The 20,910-nt window shown below is 40.8% G+C and carries 17 protein-coding genes; 6 read left to right on the top strand and 11 right to left on the bottom strand.

Going from position 1 to position 20,910, the window contains the following annotated elements:
- Nucleotides 1–197: 197 nt before the first annotated feature.
- Nucleotides 198–2,687 (top strand): aconitate hydratase, encoded by a 2,490-nt coding sequence (locus KA713_03190; GenBank protein UXE67623.1) that lies wholly within the window; start codon nt 198–200, stop codon nt 2,685–2,687.
- Between the two features lie 264 nt (nt 2,688–2,951).
- Here KA713_03190 and KA713_03185 read toward each other — a convergent pair whose 3' ends face one another.
- The 3 genes from KA713_03185 to lpxK are packed head-to-tail and all read right to left on the bottom strand — an operon-like array spanning nt 2,952 to nt 6,581.
- Nucleotides 2,952–3,554, bottom strand: coding sequence for a tRNA-(ms[2]io[6]A)-hydroxylase (locus tag KA713_03185; protein UXE67622.1), 603 nt, complete (start codon nt 3,552–3,554; stop codon nt 2,952–2,954).
- Nucleotides 3,554–5,512, bottom strand: coding sequence for a hypothetical protein (locus tag KA713_03180; GenBank protein ID UXE67621.1), 1,959 nt, complete (start codon nt 5,510–5,512; stop codon nt 3,554–3,556). The genes KA713_03185 and KA713_03180 overlap by 1 nt, the downstream gene beginning before the upstream one ends.
- Before the next feature lie 19 nt (nt 5,513–5,531).
- Nucleotides 5,532–6,581, bottom strand: coding sequence for a tetraacyldisaccharide 4'-kinase (lpxK, locus tag KA713_03175; protein ID UXE67620.1), 1,050 nt, complete (start codon nt 6,579–6,581; stop codon nt 5,532–5,534).
- A gap of 62 nt (nt 6,582–6,643) precedes the next feature.
- Between lpxK and KA713_03170 the strand changes: the two genes are divergently transcribed.
- From KA713_03170 to KA713_03160, 3 genes are read left to right on the top strand one after another with little or no spacing between them, the layout of a single operon-like run.
- Nucleotides 6,644–7,747, top strand: coding sequence for a Nif3-like dinuclear metal center hexameric protein (locus KA713_03170; GenBank protein ID UXE67619.1), 1,104 nt, complete (start codon nt 6,644–6,646; stop codon nt 7,745–7,747).
- 3 nt (nt 7,748–7,750) lie between these two features.
- A complete protein-coding gene (locus KA713_03165) occupies nt 7,751–8,539 on the top strand; it encodes a hypothetical protein (protein UXE67618.1) in 789 nt (262 codons plus the stop codon).
- Nucleotides 8,481–10,043: a hypothetical protein gene (locus KA713_03160; GenBank protein UXE67617.1), complete on the top strand. Its 1,563-nt coding sequence runs from the start codon at nt 8,481–8,483 to the stop codon at nt 10,041–10,043. The genes KA713_03165 and KA713_03160 overlap by 59 nt, the downstream gene beginning before the upstream one ends.
- A gap of 59 nt (nt 10,044–10,102) precedes the next feature.
- Here the strand turns inward: KA713_03160 and KA713_03155 are convergent, their stop codons facing one another.
- The 7 genes from KA713_03155 to KA713_03125 form a co-directional block, all read right to left on the bottom strand.
- The gene (locus KA713_03155) at nt 10,103–11,392 is read right to left on the bottom strand and encodes an HlyD family efflux transporter periplasmic adaptor subunit (protein UXE67616.1); all 1,290 of its coding nucleotides are present in this window, start codon (nt 11,390–11,392) and stop codon (nt 10,103–10,105) included.
- Nucleotides 11,392–13,557, bottom strand: coding sequence for a peptidase domain-containing ABC transporter (locus KA713_03150; GenBank protein UXE69011.1), 2,166 nt, complete (start codon nt 13,555–13,557; stop codon nt 11,392–11,394). The genes KA713_03155 and KA713_03150 overlap by 1 nt, the downstream gene beginning before the upstream one ends.
- Nucleotides 13,558–13,612: 55 nt before the next feature.
- Nucleotides 13,613–15,100: an MBL fold metallo-hydrolase gene (locus KA713_03145; GenBank protein ID UXE67615.1), complete on the bottom strand. Its 1,488-nt coding sequence runs from the start codon at nt 15,098–15,100 to the stop codon at nt 13,613–13,615.
- A gap of 8 nt (nt 15,101–15,108) precedes the next feature.
- Nucleotides 15,109–15,972, bottom strand: a complete 864-nt coding sequence (locus tag KA713_03140; GenBank protein UXE67614.1) for a tetratricopeptide repeat protein — start codon at nt 15,970–15,972, stop codon at nt 15,109–15,111.
- Complete coding sequence (locus tag KA713_03135; GenBank protein UXE67613.1) at nt 15,956–17,191, bottom strand: hypothetical protein; 1,236 nt, start codon at nt 17,189–17,191, stop codon at nt 15,956–15,958. Before KA713_03135 ends, KA713_03140 begins: the two co-directional genes overlap by 17 nt.
- Nucleotide 17,192: 1 nt before the next feature.
- Entirely contained in the window at nt 17,193–18,356 is a 1,164-nt protein-coding gene (locus KA713_03130) for an aspartyl protease family protein (GenBank protein UXE67612.1), read from the bottom strand.
- 163 nt (nt 18,357–18,519) lie between these two features.
- The gene (locus KA713_03125; protein ID UXE67611.1) at nt 18,520–18,714 is read right to left on the bottom strand and encodes a hypothetical protein; all 195 of its coding nucleotides are present in this window, start codon (nt 18,712–18,714) and stop codon (nt 18,520–18,522) included.
- 157 nt (nt 18,715–18,871) lie between these two features.
- Between KA713_03125 and KA713_03120 the strand changes: the two genes are divergently transcribed.
- The gene (locus tag KA713_03120) at nt 18,872–19,258 is read left to right on the top strand and encodes a helix-turn-helix transcriptional regulator (protein UXE67610.1); all 387 of its coding nucleotides are present in this window, start codon (nt 18,872–18,874) and stop codon (nt 19,256–19,258) included.
- 35 nt (nt 19,259–19,293) lie between these two features.
- Entirely contained in the window at nt 19,294–20,154 is an 861-nt protein-coding gene (locus tag KA713_03115) for a PD-(D/E)XK nuclease family transposase (protein ID UXE67609.1), read from the top strand.
- A gap of 51 nt (nt 20,155–20,205) precedes the next feature.
- Here the strand turns inward: KA713_03115 and KA713_03110 are convergent, their stop codons facing one another.
- Nucleotides 20,206–20,859: a histidine phosphatase family protein gene (locus KA713_03110; GenBank protein UXE67608.1), complete on the bottom strand. Its 654-nt coding sequence runs from the start codon at nt 20,857–20,859 to the stop codon at nt 20,206–20,208.
- Nucleotides 20,860–20,910: the final 51 nt, after the last annotated feature.

The following is a 20,910-nucleotide window of genomic DNA, read 5'->3' as shown; positions in this document are numbered from 1 at the left end:
AAGTATCGGATGAGTATGATAATTAATAAAATCTGTGTGCTTCTGTGAATGCAAAAAATAAACCCATGAGTAACATCCGTTTTTACTTGTGAACTTCACTCCGTAAAAAATCCTTGAGAAACAACCTAAAAAACAGACTTTTTCCTGTTGTTGCTGTCAAAAATTTGTAGTTTGGCAGTTTAAACATTCACAAAACTATGGTATTCGATTTAGACATGATTCGCGCCCTATATGCGGCTTTCCCTGCCCGTATAGCCAAAGCCAGAAAAATGGTGGGCAAACCGCTCACACTTTCTGAAAAAATATTGTACTCACACTTATACAAAGACCAGCCGTTGGAGAACTTCGGTCGTGGCAAGTCGTATGTCGATTTTGCCCCCGACCGCGTGGCAATGCAAGATGCCACTGCTCAAATGGCACTACTCCAATTTATGTCGGCTGGCCGCCCCAAGGTAGCCGTGCCTTCTACGGTGCATTGCGATCATTTGATTGTGGCCAAAACCGGGGCAGGTGATGACTTGACACATGCCAACAAAGAGAGCAAAGAGGTTTTTGATTTCTTAGCCTCCGTTTCCAATAAGTATGGCATCGGTTTTTGGAGACCCGGTGCGGGCATTATTCACCAAGTAGTGCTAGAGAATTACGCTTTCCCTGGCGGTATGATGATTGGAACCGACTCGCACACCGTAAATGCTGGAGGTCTGGGTATGGTGGCAATTGGTGTAGGGGGTGCTGATGCGGTGGATGTAATGGCTGGTATGGCATGGGAGTTAAAATTTCCTAAGCTGATTGGTGTAAAGTTGACGGGCAAACTTAATGGCTGGACGTCTGCCAAAGATGTGATTTTAAAAGTGGCGGGAATTCTAACAGTAAAAGGTGGCACGGGTGCCATTGTAGAGTATTTTGGCGAAGGTGCAACCTCCATGAGTTGTACTGGAAAAGGCACTATCTGTAACATGGGTGCAGAGATTGGTGCCACCACTTCAACTTTTGGTTACGATGAATCGATGGAGCGCTACTTGATTTCTACCGGACGTGCCGAAGTAGCGAAAATGGCCAACAAGATAAAAGAACATCTGACGGCCGACCCTGAAGTCTATCAAAATCCAGAAAAATATTTTGATCAAATTATTGAAATCGATTTGTCATCGCTCGAGCCATATTTGAATGGCCCGTTCACACCTGATTTGGCTACTCCTATTTCAAAAATGAAAGAAGAAGCTGCTAAAAACGGTTGGCCTACCAAAGTAGAGGTTGGGTTGATTGGCTCGTGCACCAATTCATCGTACGAAGACATTTCGCGTGCGGCAAGTTTGGCAAAGCAAGTGGCCGATAAAGGATTGAAGACAAAAGCGGAGTTTACCATCACACCGGGTTCAGAACAAGTTCGCTACACCATTGAGCGCGATGGATTCATCGACACGTTTGATAAAATAGGTGCCAAAGTGTTTGCCAACGCGTGCGGTCCTTGCATTGGCATGTGGAACCGCACCGGCTCTGATAAGCAAGAAAAAAACACCATCGTTCACTCGTTCAATAGAAATTTTCAATCACGAAACGATGGCAACCCCAACACGTTTGCCTTTGTGGGATCGCCTGAGTTGGTAACTGCTATCGCCATTGCAGGCGATTTGAATTTCAACCCGCTGACCGATTACTTGACCAACGAGCGTGGAGAAAAAGTGAAATTAGATCCGCCAACGGGAAATGAACTGCCCCCTAAAGGTTTTGATGTAAAAGATCCCGGTTACTTAGCACCCGCAAAAGATGGGAGCAAGGTGCAGGTGGTTGTGAGCCACGATTCTGACCGCTTGCAACTCTTAGAACCCTTCAAGGCATGGGAAGGGACGGATTTGAAAAATTTACGTTTGCTCATCAAAGCAAAGGGCAAATGTACTACCGATCATATTTCGATGGCCGGCAAATGGTTAAAGTACCGTGGGCATTTAGATAACATCTCCAATAACTTATTGATTGGCGCTACCAATTTCTACAACGAAAAAATAAACAGTGTGCGCAATGGGTTGAGTGGCCACTACGATGAAGTGCCAAAAGTGCAACGCGATTATAAAGCGCACAACATTGGTTCGATTGTGGTAGGTGACGAAAATTACGGAGAAGGCTCATCGCGCGAACATGCAGCCATGGAGCCACGCCACTTGGGTGTTCGGGCTATTTTGGTAAAATCATTTGCGCGCATTCACGAAACCAACTTGAAAAAGCAAGGGATGCTGGCGCTTACGTTTGCCAATAAAGAAGACTACAATAAAATATTGGAAGACGATCGCTTCGACATTGTAGGTCTTACCACTTTCTCGCCCGACAAGCCACTGACATTGGTGATCCATCACATCAACGGTGTGGAAGAGCGCATTACTGTAAACCATACTTACAATAAAAATCAGATTGATTGGTTTAAGGCTGGTTCGGCATTGAATGCGATGGGCAAAAACAAAAATTCATCACCGGCAAAACCCGTTGCTAAAAAGGCGGTGAAGAAGGCAAAACCTGTCCCTAAAAAGGCCGTGGCGAAGAAGGCAGTTAAAAAGGTAGTCAAGAAAGTAGCCAAAAAAGCAGCGAAGAAAGCTACCAAGAAAGTGGTTGCTAAAACTGCGAAGAAAGCTGTAAAAAAGAATCAAAAAACAGTCAAAAAATCAGCCAAGAAATCTTCTAAGAAGAGCAAATAGTCTCTCATAATCCCAAAGCCATGCACAAACAATTTTGTTAACGTGCATGGCTTTAATTTTAATAAACCATGGCCTACTCAATGCGTTGCTTGAAATCAATGAAGTAGCAAGGGCATTCTATAAGCATATATTTTATAAAATAAATAGTGCGGCCCGGTGTCAACCCACTGCATTTTAAATATGATAACTCAACTACTACCCAACTGATAGCAAAAATTTCTACAAGGATTGATCGATGTGTTGATAAGGAAAAATATGGAACTATTAATGCATCCGATCTGCCCGTACAGCTAAACCCTTGACAATCTCTCCTTCTTGGTGCAGCAATTCGCGCCAGCGTTTTTCTACTTCCTTCGGTTCGTTGTATTCTTTTGCCAATGTCAGAAAATTTTTGTAATGGCCTGCCTCCGAAACCATTAGTTCATAATAAAAATGGCGCAAGCCCTCATCCTCAATTTGTTTGGAAAGCAAACGAAATCGCTCGCAACTGCGTGCCTCAATCAAGGCACACATCAACAATTTCTCCAATAGCTGCTGCTCGCGGTTGCCACCTTTTTTCAATACCGCACTCAGTCGTTCAACATACTCATCTTTTCGAGCAAAACCCATCGCATAACCGCGCTTTTTCATCTCTGCCAGCACGCGCTCAAAATGGCTCCACTCCTCTGTCACTACCGGAGTGAGTGTCTCCACTAATTTCTCTTTTTCAGGATATTGAACAATCAATGATATACATGCAGACGCTGCCTTTTGCTCGCAATATGCGTGATCTATCAAAATGTCTTGCAGTTGCATGGCGGCAATATCAACCCAACGCGGATCGGTGGGCAAGGCAAGGCCAAGCACATGTTTATCGATCTGTTCCATTAATCAAAAAGCAATAACTCAAAACCAAAATCAATCACGTTGGGCACGGCCGGGTAGCCATAGGTTAACATATAGCCTGGCGGTTGAAAGAGCCGACCAACATTGTGATACTTTATAAACAATCGTCCGCGTTTAATCTTGGCATTCATAAAAACATCGGCCACTAAATATTCGTTAACCGTATTGGTGTCTTGATTGTAATAGGTTTGAATGTCGGGCGCATACCCCAAGGCTTGATAATCGGAGCGATAGAATGCATCGATGCCTAATTGCATCTGTAGCGCTTTTTTAAACACGAATTTTTCGTAGGCCAACTGCCCGTTGATAAACCATTGGGGTATGCGCAAAGCTTGGTCGTCATTTTGCAAAAGCTGCGTGTAGATAACCTGTGATCGGAAATAAAAATTTCTAAAAAATCGAATGTTCAAATTCACCTCAGGCGAAAACACTTGTTGGATGCCAGCCGATTGATTGGGCTGTAGCACTTCCAATCGCGGCCGTTCAATATCGGGTGTTTTAGTAAAATAAATGTAATTGTTGAATACGCTATACGTTAGCCCAGGTGAAAAATACAGCCTGCCCCATTTTACTTTGATGTTGCCTTTTAGTTGGTTGGTGAATGTGTTGTTAAAGTCGTTCAACCAAAAAGTTCGTATGCCACGATAAACCTGTTGCATATAGCCAGGCTTGGCAAGTACGCTTATCAAACTGGCATCGAGCCAAGGTGTATTTAAAATTCCTTCTAACTTATAATTGCCATCCAGCAATAATTCTGCATTGGCGCGCAGTTCACTCAAGCTATCAAACTTTAAAGCAATTCTGCCACCTACATAATTCTCTATTCTGCTCAAAGAAGCGCGTGGGTCATACGTTCTCAAAAAATCATTTTGTGCTGACACGGTTCGTAGTTTGAAGTAGATATCATAAAACAAAAATGCTGCATTACCTTTTATGCCAACTTCGTTTTGAAACGACTGAAACGTAACTAAGTCCGTTTGTGCCGAATCGATATATATATTTCTGAAGTAACGGGTAGCTGTATCACTTGGGCTGATTTTAAAATAGTTATTCTGCAAATTGTAGTCAACCGTTTGATATACCTGCAAAGGTTTGGCTAGCTTATAATGATGATGGAAGTGAATAGCTTGCCGCAGTTCTTCCGTTCCGGCATTTGCCCAGTAGGGCTTAGCTTCGGGATCAAAAAAATCTGCGTAAGTGGTATCGTTACTTACTAATTTAACACCCCCATTTTCTTTTACTTGGTGACGGATGCGCCTATAGTTGAACGCCAAAAAATAGCGTTCCTTTTTTGATCGATACGTAGTAAACGCATCGTAATAATGACTGATAGTTTGGCGTACCCCAAACTGCCGTTGAATTTGCTTCTCTACCAAAATTGGCCGATAGTTAAATCCAAAATTCCATCGGGAGTTTATGTTGCGACTAAACTCAATGTGCGTCATGGCCCTGCCACTTCCACCCCACACCACATAAATGCGTGTGAAGGGTGATTTGGTATCATAATAACGGGGCTCCGTGTTTTCAAAATACGGTGCATAGGCACGAAAGCCAGGCGTTAACCCAATCGTGCTGGGTGCTATCGGAAAAATTGGGTTTAGGGCAGTGCCCATGTTTCCCAAATCTTGATATTGATTGTTGTGTCGCTGCACCATCGTCCAGCGGTGGAAGTTATTTACCGCGGTATCGAGCGGGCGATAGGTTTTTTTGTTATAAAACAATTCTGTCTCCGTAGTCCAAGTAGAGGTATTGGGGCCATACACTGTCTTTACCGAGTCGTTGATGATTTTGGAAGTTGTCCGCTTCTTGGGCTCGTCAGAGGTAGAGGGTGGAGGAGTTTTCACCATGCGCCTCTTCATTAAGATAGAATCGCGCTTCTGCGCCCATGCAGGGCTTATCAAGCACCAGCCTATTAAAATCAAACCTACCGTAAAACGCACGTGCAAAAATAGTAATTGTTTATCCTTTTGTGACCTGACTCAATTCTTCTAGGCGAGTGGCCACCAAAAGGTTCACCATGGCATCAAATTCCGAACCACAATTGATAAAATCGGTCTCAACGGGCAGATAAAACCAGTTTTCTTTGTGCAGATGAGCTGCTAATGATTCCGATTTGAGTTTTACCCAATCTTTTTCAGTTGTTAAAATCGCTTCGGCTTTGACTGTTACAAAAGTTTCCTCAATTTTTACAACATCATTAGCCGAGTAATGGTGATGATCTGCAAATTTTATATGCTTGATCATTTCAAAATGGGCTGCCACATACTCTTCCATGGCCTGCGCATTGGCAATGCCCGACACCAGCAATACTTTTCGGCCGATATCGCTCGGAGGAATGAATGAAACAGCAGGACGATATTTGAGACCCGAGAAAAAAATAGGTTTCTCGCCCGCATAATTTTTTACTTGATGGTCGATGGCTAGCCGCGATTCCACATTTCCGGCACATTTGGTTATCACAATCGCATCTGCACGAGCTGACCCACTCCTGCCCTCGCGCAAACGCCCAACCGGTAGCAAGTGATCTTCATAAAAAGGTTTTGAAAAATCGGTGAGCAAAATTGATAATTGTGGAACCACCGAGCGATGTTGAAAAGCATCGTCCAATAAAATCACTTGGGGTGGCTCTGCTTCGTTGAGCAATGTAGAAATGGCCAACGCACGCTCTTCGCCAACTGCCACCATCACTTCTTTTCCAAATTTCAAAAAATATTGATAGGGTTCATCACCCAACGTAGTTGCATCATCTGCCTGTTGGGCAACTCGAAACCCTTTCGTTTTGCGACCATAGCCACGGCTAAGCACGGCAAGCTTGTATCGATCTTTCAGCAGCCTTACCAAGTATTCGATCATGGGGGTTTTGCCCGATCCCCCCACATTTAAATTGCCCACACTGATGACCACCGACTCAAATTCAAATGAAGGCTTGTGCCCAATATCGTATAGATGATTGCGCACCTTCATTACAAGGTTATACAGTGCCGCAAAAGGCCAAAAAATCAATTTCAAAAACGGCATGATTTGGTAATGCTTACTTTCGCTACTTTTAGAATTCCAAAAATAAGCAAACAATGGCAACCACAACCATTAAAGACGTAACGCACTATTTAGAAGCCTTGGCACCCAAAGCCTATCAAGAAAGCTATGATAACAGTGGTTTGATTGTAGGAAACCCTTTTGCAGAAGTAACCGGCATTTTGGTTACGCTGGATTGCCTGGAAACTATTGTAGCCGAAGCCATCGCCAATCGCTGCAACTTGATTGTGGCCCACCACCCTATCTTATTCAAAGGTTTAAAAAAACTCACCGGACAAAACTATGTGGAGCGCACCATTATCAAGGCGATAAAAAATGACATCGGCATATACGCCATCCATACTAATTTAGATAACGTAGATTGGGGCGTAAATAGAAAAATTGCTGACATCATTGGGTTAAAAAATACAAGGGTATTGGCATCAAAACCTAACACGCTTCTAAAACTTACCACTTTTGTGCCCACTAAAAATAAAGAGAAAGTAATTGAGGCATTGCATGCGGCCGGGGCCGGAAACATTGGCAACTATTCAAACTGTAGTTTTCAAGTGATGGGCGAAGGCACATTTTTACCAAATGAAAAATCTAATCCTGCCATTGGCAAAAAAGGTGAATTGGAGCGGGTGGAAGAAACAAGGATAGAAATGATTTTACCCGAGCCAATGAAAACCTCAGTGCTCGGTGCGTTGCATCAGTCGCATCCTTACGAGGAAGTAGCCTATTACCTGAGTCGATTGGAAAACGAAAACCAAGAGGTGGGGGCTGGTATGGTGGGCGATTTGGAAATACCTCTTGAACCAATGGAGTTTTTAAATGGTTTAAAAGCAAAGATGAACGCAAAATGCATTCGCCATACGCAACTAACGGATAGAAAAATAAAGCGGGTGGCCGTGTGTGGTGGGGCCGGCAGTTTCTTGCTTCCACAAGCCATTGCCGCTGGGGCGGATGTTTTTGTCTCGGCCGATTTTAAATACCACGAATTCTTCGATGCCGACCATAAAATTATCGTGGCTGATATTGGCCACTATGAAACCGAACAGTTTACGAAACAGTTATTGACAGAGGTTTTAAGCAAAAATTTTACTACTTTTACAACCACTTTTTCTAAATCGAACACAAATCCTATAAGTTATCTCTAAATAATGGAAAATCAGACAGTTGCACAGAAACTAGAAGCCTTGGTAAAGCTTCAATCAATTGATTCAAAACTAGATGAACTTAAGAAATTGAGGGGCGACCTGCCCGATGAGGTGCAAGACCTAGAAGATGAGATGGAGGGCTATAAGGTTCGTTTGGGTCGCTTTGAAGGCGAAATGAAGGAACTAGAAGACAACATCAAAAAGAACAAAGAGGGCATTAAAGAGGCCGAAAAGCTCATCAAAAAGTACAATGAGCAGCAAAAGAACGTTAAGAACAACCGCGAGTACGATGCCATCACCAAAGAAGTAGAACTGCAAGAATTGGAAGTTCAGATCTGCGAGAAGCGCATAAAGGAAGCAAAAGAAAAAATTGATGCTAAAAAAGCAGAGATTACCTCCATCGAAACATTGATTACCGATCGCAACCAAGATCTTGACAATAAGAAAAATGAATTGCAAGATATTTTGAAGGAGAGCGAAGAAGAAGAGAAAAGATTGTTAGGCGAGCGCGAAAAGGCCGTAAAGAAAATTGATGACAAAATGTTGAAGCATTACGATCGTCTGCGCAGAAGTCTGACCAACGGGTTGGCCGTTGTAACGGTAGTACGCGGTGCGGCACAAGGTTGCAACATCATCATCCCTCCTCAAAAGATTGCCGAAATCAAAGAGAAAAAGAAAATCGTTATTGACGAACACTCTGGCCGCATTTTGGCTGATGTAGAAGTAGAGGTAATTGAAGAAGAAAAACCTAAAAAGGCAGCGCCCGTTAAAAGAGCTAAAAAAGTTGCCTAATATTCATTCAATAGCATACATCAAAAAAGCAGGCGTGATTGCCTGCTTTTTTTTAATAGCGCATATTTCTGTGCGTGCTACCGATAAGGTATGGCTTTTCAATCCTGAAGTACAAAAGGCGTATCAACTCGTGCTGAACCTTCAGCCAGAAATGGCCATGGCCCAACTGGCTAAAGTGCCTGATAAGTCAAATGAACTGTATAAGATGTACATCGTGAGCTTGAGTGAAACAGCCGATGTGTTGATCACAGAAGACCCCACCAAAATAGAACTGCTGGAACGCAACTTTAAACAACGACTTGAATCGCTGGACAAATTAGCGAGTGGCCCGGAGGTGCTTTTTCTACAAGCCGAGCTAAATCTTCAGCGAGGTTTCAACATGCTCAACAATGGTCAAGAGTTTAATGCCGTATTTGCCATTCGAAGAGCCTACAATATCACCAACGAATGCATCAAAAAATATCCGGATTTCATCCCCATCAAAAAAACGTATGGAGTGCTGCAAGTCATGCTTGGTTCCATACCCGAAAAGTATGCTTGGTTTATGGGCTTATTGGGCATGCGCGGATCCGTGGTGGTGGGTCAAAAAAATCTAGGTGACTTACGGGTTTCAAAATCATCACTTAGCTCAGAGGCCACCATTTTACTTTTCACCGTAAAAGGTTTTATCAACCAGCAATTTGGCGAAGCTGCTAAAGGCATGATGGACTACTTGAAAGAACAGCCCGAAAGCAAATTGGGTCTCTTTGTGGCCATTAATATGTTGATGAAAGACTCGCAAGCAGAAACAGCGTTGACCCTTTTTCAAACACTGGATAAAATTCCGCAAGGCTTGGCCATGTATTATGCAGATTATTTGCATGGCGATGCTCTTTTACAAAAAGGAGAATACCAAAAGGCCATTGCGTGTTATCAAAAATTTCAAAAAGGCTACCGTAGCCAATCGTTTAAAAAAGATTCGTATTACAAAATCGGAATTTGCCATTGGCTATTGAACGACCCCGCTAATGCCAAAATAAATTTTGAAAAAGCCAAAGTAACTGGAAAGGAATCGGCTGAACCCGATAAATACGCGGCCAAGCAGTTAGAAGAATCCTATTTAGCAAATCAAAAATTATTGAAAGCCCGATTTGCCACCGATGGTGGTTATTACGATCAGGCTGCCCTCGCGCTGCAATCCATCGCGCCAACCGAACTCAAAATAAAAAAAGAACAAGCTGAATTGCTTTACCGCAAGGCACGCCTCGCGCACAAGCTACACGACTACACTACGGCTAAGTCGTACTACCAGCAGTGCATCAATTTTACCAACGACAACCCGTGGTATTTTGCGGCCAACTCCGCCTTACAAATGGGGTATTTGGCCCAAGAGCAAAAAGATTATGCATCAGCAAAAAAATACTTTGAGCTGGCCCTTAGCTACAAACGGCACGAATATAAAAACAGTATTGACAGCAAAGCCAAGTTTGCATTGGAGCAGATTAAGAATGCAGCGAAGGGGTAATCACTTTCTGCAAACCAAAAAAACTGCTCTTTTCCTAAAGGCACATTCAATTAATTATTTCAGCTAGGATTAAATACTTTCCTTATCGTATAAAAAATCCGCTCAATCAACCGCAGGTCTTCGGTAATGATCTCTGCCGATGCCGCCATTCCATAGTTATAGGCAAGCGTTTTGTTGTGATTTGTCTTTAAGCCATTGGGCAATTCAACAAATGCAAAGAATAACTTATTGTCCTGTGAGGATAGTTGCGGGGGCGATGAAACCTTTCCCTCCACCATGCCGTACTCCTCAAATGGATAGCTTTGAAATTTTATTAATACACGTTGTCCGATTTTTATCTTGCCAGAATTATCCTGCGGGATTGTTAATGTACCAACATAAACAGACGTAGTTTCAAATACCTGAAATAATTCTGTCCCAACTTTTACATTTTCCTTTTCTTGTAGATTATTTGCAAAAAGAATTTTTCCGGGTGAGGGCGAAATAAGTAAATAGCGATTTTTCCAAGCAGATATGGAACTATTTAGCGAGTTAATGGATTGACGAAAACCCTCTTTCTGCTCCAGCACTTGTTTCTCCAAATCGATCATTTGATTTTGCTTGGACCTTATTTGAGCTTTATTGTTCAATATTGAAGTTTCAATATTTCTGAGCGGAAGTTTTTTAGCCAACATTTTGCTCTCCTCCCTATCCAAATCGAGTTTGGCTATTACTTTATCGGCAAACAGTTTTTGGTTCATGGCAAATTCACTCTCCGCAAGGCTGGCATCGCGTTTATAAAGTTGGTATTGGCTTTTTTGGTGGCGGTTCATCGTTTCCAATTCAGAAATATCCCGTTTTAGAAATTCAATTTTTTTATCGTAGTACTTTTTTCCAAGCAAGGAGTTAAGCTGCGAAAATTGTTGACGAAATGATTGGTAAGATGTTTGCACATCGCCTAAATGCTCGAGCGATGCAAGCCGAAGCGTATCAAAACCAGTAAAATCGTTTTTCTCGAATAATTGACGGATCATATTCAATTCTGTTTCTAATTGAAGCACTTCCTCGTGGTGCGCGGCACTTTCTAAGAAGCCCAATAGCTGGTCTGATGAAACTAGTTGATGGTTGGCGATCAATAACTTTTCTAATCTTCCATCCGTTCGCGCAACCACGGGCTTGGGTTCTATTTGTGTGGTGAGCTTAAAATCTGCACGCACCAAAGTGGGGTAGCGAATCAACCATGTCAACAAAATAGCAATGAGCAAAATCGAGGAGATGACAGCGGAACCCCAACGGGTAAGCCCGCTCGGCACTTGCTCGAGATAATCGCGCACAGCCTCGCTCCTACTATCAATGTCTTCGTCTTCCATTAGTTACCTAGTTCCAATTGGTTTTTGATAAGCGAATAATAATACCCTTGCTTAGTGGTCAGTTCGCTGTGCGTTCCGGTTTCAACAATCTCGCCTTTGTCAAGCACAATAATCTGATCGGCATTTTTCACAGTGCTTAGGCGATGGGCAACGACTACTACCGTTCTGCTCTTAAAAAAACCTTCCAGGTTTTGCATGATGATTGACTCATTATTGGCATCCAAGGAGCTTGTTGCCTCATCAAAAAACAAAAATGCAGGGTTTTTATACACCGCCCGAGCAATAATAATGCGTTGCTTTTGGCCTCCACTTATACCCATGCCACTCGCACCAATGCGAGTATTGTAGGCCATTGGCAGCTCCTCAATAAAACCACCAATGTTTGCAACACGAACAGCCTCATGCAATTTCTTTCTGTCTACTGCACCATTTTCATCCGATTCGCTGATGTTCCTAGCAATAGAATCGGAAAACAGAAATCCATCTTGCATAACTACCCCACAGTGGCTACGCCAAAAATTATAACCAATGTTTTTAAGGTTGTTACCGCCAAGGTAAATTTGGCCCTCCACCGGTTCGTAATACTTCAACAGCAACTTCAGCAATGTGGTCTTACCGCTCCCGCTGGCACCTACAATTGCTGTTACTTTACCCTCCGGAATGGCAAGGTTGATATTTTTCAAGACCAATGCAGCGGCCGAGCTCCCATACCTGAAATTCACATTTTGTAAAATGATAGACTTTTGAGCCGGCAGCTCGTGAACCAATTGGTCCTCGGTTGATTCCTCGTTGGGTTTATTATGGATTTCAGCAAGGCGTTCAATACTCAATCTGGCATCCTGATAGCTTCTTATAAATGTGATAAAGTTATTTACTGGCACATTCATTTGGCCAATGATGTATTGTACGGCCAACATACCACCAAACGTAATTTGACCGCTGATCACGCTTTGTGCCGCTACAAAACTTATTAAAATATTTTTTATCTCGTTGATAAACTGCCCTCCCTCGTTTTGCGATTGTGAAAGCACCAAACTTTTCATGTTCAGTTTAAACAACCGCGCCTGAATTGCCTCCCACTCCCAGCGCCTGCGCTTCTCCGAACCATTCAACTTTATCTCTTGCATACCAGTAATGAGTTGGATGGTACTGCTTTGGTTGCCGCTGGCTTGATCAAAATACTTATAATCAATCTCTGCTCTGCGTTTCATAAAAATCAGTACCCATAGCATGTACAGTCCAGAGCCAACAAGAAAAATGATGAAAAGAGTGAGGTTGAAATAAGAGAGAATAAAACCAAAAACCACGAAAGGGATAACAGAAAACAGTACATCCAGCGTAGTGGCCGAAAGAAAAGACTGGATCCGATTGTGGTCTTGGATTCGTTGCATCAAATCTCCCTGGCTCTTCGAGTCAAAGAATGAAATAGGCAGGTTCATTAACTTGATCAAAAAATCCGAAAGCATCCGTAGGTTCATGCGGCTGGTGATATGCAGCAGAATCCAACTGCGCACTACTCTAATTCCTGTTTGCGAGACAAACAACATCAACTGCGCGGCAAGGATCAGATAAATAAAATTCAGGTTCTTGGTGTTGATACCTACATCTACAATCTGCTGGGTAAGAAAGGGCAAGGCCAACTGTACAAAGCTACCAACTAACAAGCCTACGAAAAGTTGAAAAGAGAACTTGCGGAATGGACGAAAATAGCGTTGCAAAAATTTGAACGGTGATTTGCCGCTTACTGTATATCCTTCTCGATCATAAAATGAAGGGGTGGTTTCAAACAAAAGCAAAACACCTTCCGTATCCATCGAAACATTTTTCAGTGGTATCCACCCTTTACAAAATTCTTCTGGAGTATAATTTATTAGGCCATGTGCCGGGTCAGCAATCTTGATTTGCTTTTCATCGGCCTCATACACCACTACATAGTGCCGCTGCCGCCAGTGCGCTATGCAAGGCAATGGAATTTCTGTTGCCAAGTCTTTGTAAGTAGAATTAAGCGCAAGCGTTGCGAATCCTATCTTTTCTGCAGCATCTGCAAGGCCGCCTAGCGTAGAGCCGTCACGGGCAAGGTTTGCCAATTGGCGAAGATAAGAAATGTCAAAGGATCTGCCGTGATGCTTGGCTATCATGCGCAGGCACGTAGGTCCGCAGTCCATCTGATCAAGCTGACGGTAGAAGGGGAAAGATTTTTTAAAAAGGGACACTGAATAGTTAGTTAGAGGCTACCAGTTTTTTCAAAAAATCAACAGTGCCAAATTCTTTTTGTCCATGAAGTGGCCACGAGGTATATATTTTACCAACTGCCAATTTCTTGGTTTGAATCAAATCATAAATTGATTTGCCTCTTGCCCCTGCAGGATATACTGTTTCTTTTTGGTCGAAGAAAAGCAAATCGCCCGTCCACAGAATTTTTGATTTCGGAAAATAGTAAGCAAGATGCTCTGAGGTATGTGATGTATTGGCCCCAATCTCATACCCAATCACTTCATTGAATTTATCTTTGACAATTTTGTCACCTGTTAGTGGCACAAACTCCATTTTCAATTTGATCGGCTCATTGTACAATGCCTTGTTAATACCAATAGAGTGTGAAGTGGTCAATATTTTTTCAAAGTATTCCTTATTGCCAGCAGTAGTAATGAGCGTTATCTGTTGGTTAGCATAAGCCCTTATGCCCCCTGCATGATCGGGGTGGTGATGCGTTACAAATAAATAACGCAACGGTCTGTCTGGATAACGTTTCTTCAATTCCTCTATCAGTTGAATGTTCAAGTCAATTCCTTGCGGCACTTCAAACAAAGCAATGTAATCTGCAAATTTGGCAATCAGTGCTTTATTGTTTTGCGAAAGAATTTTAACCAAATCAAGTGTGGGCGAGATAGTGCTAAATTCAAATTGCTCTTTCGCAGATACAGGTTCACTTAGTTTCTTCCTAAAATATTCGGGCAACCATTTTATTCTCAAATTACTAGTGTCCGGTTTTAGGTCGAAGCGAAGATCGCTATAAGTTAATTCGCGCTCAGGCTTTCCATATTCATAATCTATGCGTGTGCTTGGTATTTTTATGCCATTCTTATCTGTAAAATCTTTGTAAACCGTTTCAAAAGAGACATCACCATATATATCACTATAGCCAAGTGTTTCTACCTTTTCAAGCATATAGGTTTGCTGATTGATATAAAGTGTCGCGTTTTGGTTGGTTGCATAGCTGAATGAAATCAAATAATAAAGTGATTTTTCACCTAAGTACCTAAGCGACTTTCTGTTTTCATAGGCCAACCGAAGCATTTCCGTTGGTAGGGTTTTGGCCACTTCAAAAGCAAAATCTTGTGTTGACAACTTAGAGAAAGATTTATCATAATAGCCACGCTCATAGAGCGAATCCTGTTTAGAAACAGCCGTTCGTTGATAGGTGTTTGCTCTGTTCTGCATCTCTCTGTACAAATAGGCTACCTTTTCATTGACAAAGAATCCATACGTCTCTTGCAATGGGAGGTCTTTTGTTTTTTCGGGTGTTTCATAGTGATCTTGGTTATGGATAGATCCTTTAATAGAAACAAGAATGCTTACGTTGCTCTCGCCCATGGCGGTTTGTGATTTTATTAAAACAGATAAAGCCTTATTGTAATTATCAATCGTTTGACCGAATACTGCTGAAAACATAGAAACTAAGAAGATCGAAACAAAAAATCGTTTCATTATTTCGCTCATTTTTTGTTTACCTCCATTTCCTGAAACCCCTCCAAAAAAGCCTCTACCATAGATTTGTTTATTTGATATGGATATGCCTCATATATAGCGTTGTCCTCATTGATGCCGTAGCCCTTTTGAAGGTTTTCCTTGGCACTTTGTAATAGTTCAACAGCTTGCTTATTTTGTTTCAGCTCATAGAGGCACAACGCTTTGTAAAATTGTATATCTGAAAATTGAGGATATAATTTCAGCCCATTATCAAAGCTCTTGATGGCCTCTACATAATTCTCCTTTTCAAACTGCACAATGCCTAAATAAAGCCAATGCAAATGATGCGCTTCCTTTCGGGTTTTTATTTCTTCTTTAATCTCTTTGTCGATTAAGTATTCCGCAGAATCGAATTTGTTAAGCTGCAGATAGCAAAGACTTTTATAAAATTGGTATGAGTGATCCATCACGTACGAGTTACCATTTTGCTTTTGGGCGAGGTTGAAATCTTTAATTGCCGCATGGTACGATTTCTGAAAAATACATTTGATGAAAGCCCTATACTCAAGCCAATGGTTTGTTTTATCATACTTTACAGCACTATCCAAGTACGGCATGCCTATCTCATACTTCTTTTGTTTAAAAAGCGGCATGGCTTTTTGTTGCCAAAGTTGCGATGCCTTAGGCACAATGGTGAGTGCACTATCGATATATAGCTGCCGCTTTATTGAGAACAATGAGAACTCACCTACTTTATCAAGGTATTTATATAGCCTGATGGAATCTTGAACGCTTATCTTCTTTTTCGTCTCTTTTTTATTGGATTGCTTTTGGGCACAGCCAAAATGGGTTATCAGAATAAAAATAAAAATCTTAGCGCCTATTTTCATCTACTTCAATGGGGTTTGATTTAAAAAAATTCTTAACAGAAAAATTATAGGGTTGATTGAGCAGGTTAATTTTTCTTAATCTCTCGCCCCATTCTATTTTAATTCGATTATAAAGATTTTCCATCGGCTTGTACAATGCCAGTCCTTCTTCAGTAAAATAAATGCTTTGGCCTTCCTTGTCTAGCTTGCCTAATAGTTTGATGTCATTCCCATATTTACGAAAACAAAAAGCAAGGCGGCCCAAGACTTCATGTTTTTGTAATTCTGATAATTCTGATTTTAGTAAACATGCTTCTAAACAAATGGTAATACCATAGTAAGTGAACAACGCATGAAAAGCAACAAACAAGGTTCTCTTTTCCAGCAAGTTCATAATTATTCCCCATAAGCCTTTTTCTTTGATTACTGTCTCAGAGTGAATCTTAAAAATATCTTTGTTGCCGTGAGTAATATTATTGAATATGACATGGCCACATTGGTGTGCAATATCTTCAATAAAAAAAACCTCATCGTATTCCGGCTGAAATGAATTGAAGAACGCACAGCCGTGTACAGAAACAGTAGCAAAGGAATTGCGTTTAGTGGATGGGTCATTGAAAATCACCACCTTCTTTATGGCTTCTTCTAAGAGATTATAAAATTCTGGAGCTGAGTTTCGGATTAATACAAATGCTTTTGCTAGGTTATCTTTTTGCTTCGCAGTAATAGTGTCTATCTCTACGTTGACCAGTTTATTCTTTGAGTCAAAATAATGGGGGGCTAGTAATGGGTGCTGATGATAGACTATCTCAAACAGTGTAGTGTCTATTTTCAAAATAGGCTCAAAAGTGAAGGGCATTTTACTGCCGTGGACTAAAACGGAAAGTCCATTAACCGTTTCATCTATTCCAACAGTTACTATTTCATTTTGCAAATCTGTCTTTAACCACCCAATCTCGGGTAGATAGATTAGACCTTGCTCATCTGATTTAGCCTTAATTGCTTTTGGCCGTTTAGATTTTTCAATATGGCCAAATAATAGCTGCTCAAGTGTCGCATTGCTTTTGTTAGCATAGAAGTAAGCAAATAGAAACGGTTCATTGAATATCCTATCGTTTTCATAATCAAGTAACTCGAAAAACTGTTGGTTTTCTTTGTAAAGAAGTATCCTTACGTTTTCTAATAATTTAGTACGGCCTTTATACAGAGAATCAATCCATACCCTTTCTAAAGCAGGCATATTATTCATACATCATATCCTTGCTAAAAGTATAATTATATTTTTGACCATCGCGAAGTATGGATAATTCTATGTCGGATTTGTAAATATCCATAGTGCTTTCAAATGCTTTATATTCGCAAGCATTCTGGAACAAATCGGTTGAGATGCAATTGATGCTTATGATTTGATCACCAGTCTTTAAGCCAGCTTTCTCCATTTTACTATTAATAGCAAGACCAGTGACTCTTGTCACACCATCCTTCCAAGAAATATTTATATTCACTGGCTTACGCTCTACCTTGCTCAATTCATTTTTAGATAGAAGTAATCGCTTTTCCCTCAAATTGATTACAATCTCCTGAAAATATGATAAGAAACCACAACCAACAGAAGATTCTAAATTAGAGAAGATAAGGATATCCTTGTCAATTGGTATATCACTTAATCGAATATTGTTAGCTTTATACATACTGATGGTATCTATTAGTGATGAATTAGCTGAACCAATATAATTTATCTTTTTTTTAACTAAATCGGTTTTGTTGAAGTGATTAATGAATTTTTTATTTATGAGAATATAGTTGGGAAGACCCGTATCTAGAACGGCATCAATTTGACCTCTGTCAGTAGTTAATCTGAGATACATCATTTTCTTCCAATCAGTCTTAATTTTTATTAGATTAAATTTCTCAAGATTAAAACTACTTTTATCTGTTTGTTGAGAAATTGTAATTGTCTTATCCTGAAAATTTATTTTCCAAACTGAGCCATATAATAAATTATGCCCAATTACACCTTTAACACCAATACATTTTGTTGATTGATGACTAGTTGAAAACGCGCCTATGTGTGTAAATGTACGATTCCCTAAAGTCAATTTAGGAATGTAAACAAGGGGAACTTTTCGATCAATTCCATTTGCATCAATGGTTGTAAAATCCCTTATTGAAGGCAGGAAAAGTTCATTGGTGATTTCTGGTTCAATACTTGTTGAGGCTCCAGTATCAAAAAGAAAGCGATGCTCCTCTTTCCCTATTTTCACTTTAATAATTATCCATCCATTTATTACCTCGAATGGTATCGTGGTCGTTTCATTTCCAGATTTAAAAGAAAAAAACCACTCGTTATGTAAATACTTGCCAACTAATCGGGTAAGTAAATTATCACTAGGCTTGCAGGCCATAAAAATTACAGTTATGAGACAACTATACAAGCAAATTACTTTCTTATTCATCATCTGGACTCTACCGAAATGAACATTAGACTATCTAGTTGACATTTCACTGCCTAAAGTAAAGGCGATTAATTTTCAATAATTAATCGCCTTATTTAATAAAAATTCTCAATTAAAAGACTTCCTCAATGATCTTGTCTATTTTACTGTCTATCCATCCAGCAATTGCTTTACCTCTAGCTCCCCATTTTCCATGACAATTGAACAATCCAGCACCTTGTATTGCCTCAAGGTTTTCAACTACATTTGATTGATCTGCCTTTGCTTTCAATTCAGCCAAGGTTAACCTTCCCGTGTTACTTTTCATATTTTTTTCACCAAAGGGAATAAATCCAGCACCTTACTGAGTTTTTCTTTGGCTAGTGTAAAAATGCCACCACCAAATGTATTACTTTACCAGTAGTATTATTAATTCTATCAATAAATTGATAAATTAGCCTTACTAAAAAACCAAAAGCAGTTTTATGTATATAGGTACTCAATTGAGGAAAATCCGTGACAAACGCAAAATATCGCAGCAAGAAGTGGCTGATCAACTTGGGGTAGCTCAAGCCACTTATTGGAACTGGGAGAATGACGAGAGCCATTTCAAGCTAGACCATTTGCCAAAGCTTGCAGAAATACTACAAGTAGATGCAGCCGATTTATTGCCAGAGGGATCAGTAGTAAAAATTGTTAACAATAAGGAGAACAAGGACAATTCGGTAAATGCCTTTGAAGTGAAAATGGAGGAGCGTGTATTGAACGAAAAATTACTGAGGAGCTTGGAAGAAACCATTACCCTGCTGAAAGAACAAAACCAAGTGCTGAAAGAAGAGAACGCCCTTTTGAAAGCGGGCGCAAGAAAATAATGCTTCCACCCTAAATCGCTATCTTTGCCAACGCTATGAAGGCAAAATACATCAACCCGTTCACCGACTTTGGCTTCAAAAAAATATTTGGCGAAGAGGCCAGCAAGCCCCTATTGCTCGACTTTTTAAATGCCCTTTTGCCCCACCAACCCAAAATCATTGACCTTGGTTTTAAAAATTCTGAGCATCTGGGGCAAACAGAAGCCGACAGGAGGGCCATCTATGACATCTACTGCGAAAGCGAGAGCGGTGAAAAGTTCATTGTGGAGCTCCAAAAAGCGAAACAAAACTATTTCAAAGAAAGAACTATTTATTATTCTACTTTCCCGATAAGGGAACAAGCAGAAAAAGGCGAGTGGAACTACAATTTGAAAGCGGTTTACTGTGTGGGCATCTTGGATTTCACTTTTGATGACTACGAACAGGATGCAGAAAAAAACGAAGTGGTGCATACCATCAAACTGAAAAACCAAAACGGCAAGACCTTTTACGATAAACTGACCTACATCTACTTGGAGATGCCAAACTTCAAGAGGGCAGAACCTGAATTGAAAACCCGCTTAGATAAGTGGCTTTATTTCATCAAGCACCTGGAAGACTTTCAGACCATCCCTACCATTTTCAAGGACGAGATATTCATCCAAGCATTTGAAAAAGCAGAGATTGCCAAATTTGGGCAGGAAGAACTGGAAAAGTACGAGATGAACCTAAAAATCTACAGGGACTACAAAAACACTGTGGACACTGCTTTTGACGAAGGAAAACAAGAAGGAAGGCAAGAGGGTAAATTAGAAGGGAAGATAGAAGTCGCAATTAAACTGAAACTTCGAGGGGTTTCATCAAAAGATATTTCTGAAATAACTGGGTTGCACGAAGGCGAAATCGATAAACTATAAAATCTATGCGAAATGGAAATCTGTAAAAACAGATTGAAAGAGTTTATAAAACTAATTTTGAACCAATAGTCCCTTGCTGGGTTGTTCTATTGCGAACAAATGGCTTATGTCATTATGCTTTTTAATGGCAAACATGGATCCTGTAAAGTCCAGTTGATAAAGGCAAAGGTTTTTATGTTCGAAAGTGTCCATTCCTCGCAACGGATAGTTCAATAGCTGGCACAATAATATCCGCATGGCACGGCCATGCATACAAATCAAGATGGTTTTCTCGTCCTCGCCCTTCATGATATGCTGAATAGCAACTTGTTGACGCTTCACCACATCATCAGGACTTTCGCCTCCTACAATCCGCTGAAATGTATTTCCTTTTTGCCATTCTTCAATCATCCAATGGTAGTAGGCGTCCTCCTCGGGTGTGATTTCTTGTCCCTCCTTCGATCCCCAACTAATTTCGTTTAGCCCTTCTAGGGCTTCGTGCGGAATACCTTTGTCGATAAAAGCCTGAACTGACTCTTGCGTGCGCACCAATTTTGATGTATAAATCTTATCGAAAGCGACTTGTCCATACACCTCAAAGAAGGCGCGGGCTTGTTGACGGCCGGTATCATTCAAGCTGGAATCTACACCGCTGCCTTGCACAATGCCGCGCAAATTGAAATCGGTTTGCCCGTGGCGTATGATGTAGATTTTTTTAGTGCTCAATTCTGGTTAATTTTCGATTTAATAATCGCGCGCAAAAATAAGGAAATAGTT

This window comes from Chryseotalea sp. WA131a (assembly GCA_025370075.1).
In the GTDB taxonomy this organism is placed as follows: Bacteria; Bacteroidota; Bacteroidia; order Cytophagales; family Cyclobacteriaceae; genus ELB16-189.
This window is presented reverse-complemented; position numbering and strand designations above follow the sequence as displayed.

Bases quoted from the DNA above. Each gene is read 5' to 3' on its own strand.
- KA713_03125 (UXE67611.1), bottom strand. From the start codon at position 18,714: ATGAAAAGTAACACGGGAAGGTTAACCTTGGCTGAATTGAAAGCAAAG.
- KA713_03140 (UXE67614.1), bottom strand. From the start codon at position 15,972: ATGAAAATAGGCGCTAAGATTTTTATTTTTATTCTGATAACCCATTTT.
- KA713_03165 (UXE67618.1), top strand. From the start codon at position 7,751: ATGGAAAATCAGACAGTTGCACAGAAACTAGAAGCCTTGGTAAAGCTT.
- KA713_03145 (UXE67615.1), bottom strand. From the start codon at position 15,100: ATGAAACGATTTTTTGTTTCGATCTTCTTAGTTTCTATGTTTTCAGCA.
- KA713_03155 (UXE67616.1), bottom strand. From the start codon at position 11,392: ATGGAAGACGAAGACATTGATAGTAGGAGCGAGGCTGTGCGCGATTAT.
- KA713_03135 (UXE67613.1), bottom strand. From the start codon at position 17,191: ATGCCTGCTTTAGAAAGGGTATGGATTGATTCTCTGTATAAAGGCCGT.
- KA713_03150 (UXE69011.1), bottom strand. From the start codon at position 13,557: ATGGACTGCGGACCTACGTGCCTGCGCATGATAGCCAAGCATCACGGC.
- KA713_03115 (UXE67609.1), top strand. From the start codon at position 19,294: ATGAAGGCAAAATACATCAACCCGTTCACCGACTTTGGCTTCAAAAAA.
- KA713_03120 (UXE67610.1), top strand. From the start codon at position 18,872: ATGTATATAGGTACTCAATTGAGGAAAATCCGTGACAAACGCAAAATA.
- KA713_03170 (UXE67619.1), top strand. From the start codon at position 6,644: ATGGCAACCACAACCATTAAAGACGTAACGCACTATTTAGAAGCCTTG.
- KA713_03185 (UXE67622.1), bottom strand. From the start codon at position 3,554: ATGGAACAGATCGATAAACATGTGCTTGGCCTTGCCTTGCCCACCGAT.
- KA713_03130 (UXE67612.1), bottom strand. From the start codon at position 18,356: ATGGCCTGCAAGCCTAGTGATAATTTACTTACCCGATTAGTTGGCAAG.
- KA713_03190 (UXE67623.1), top strand. From the start codon at position 198: ATGGTATTCGATTTAGACATGATTCGCGCCCTATATGCGGCTTTCCCT.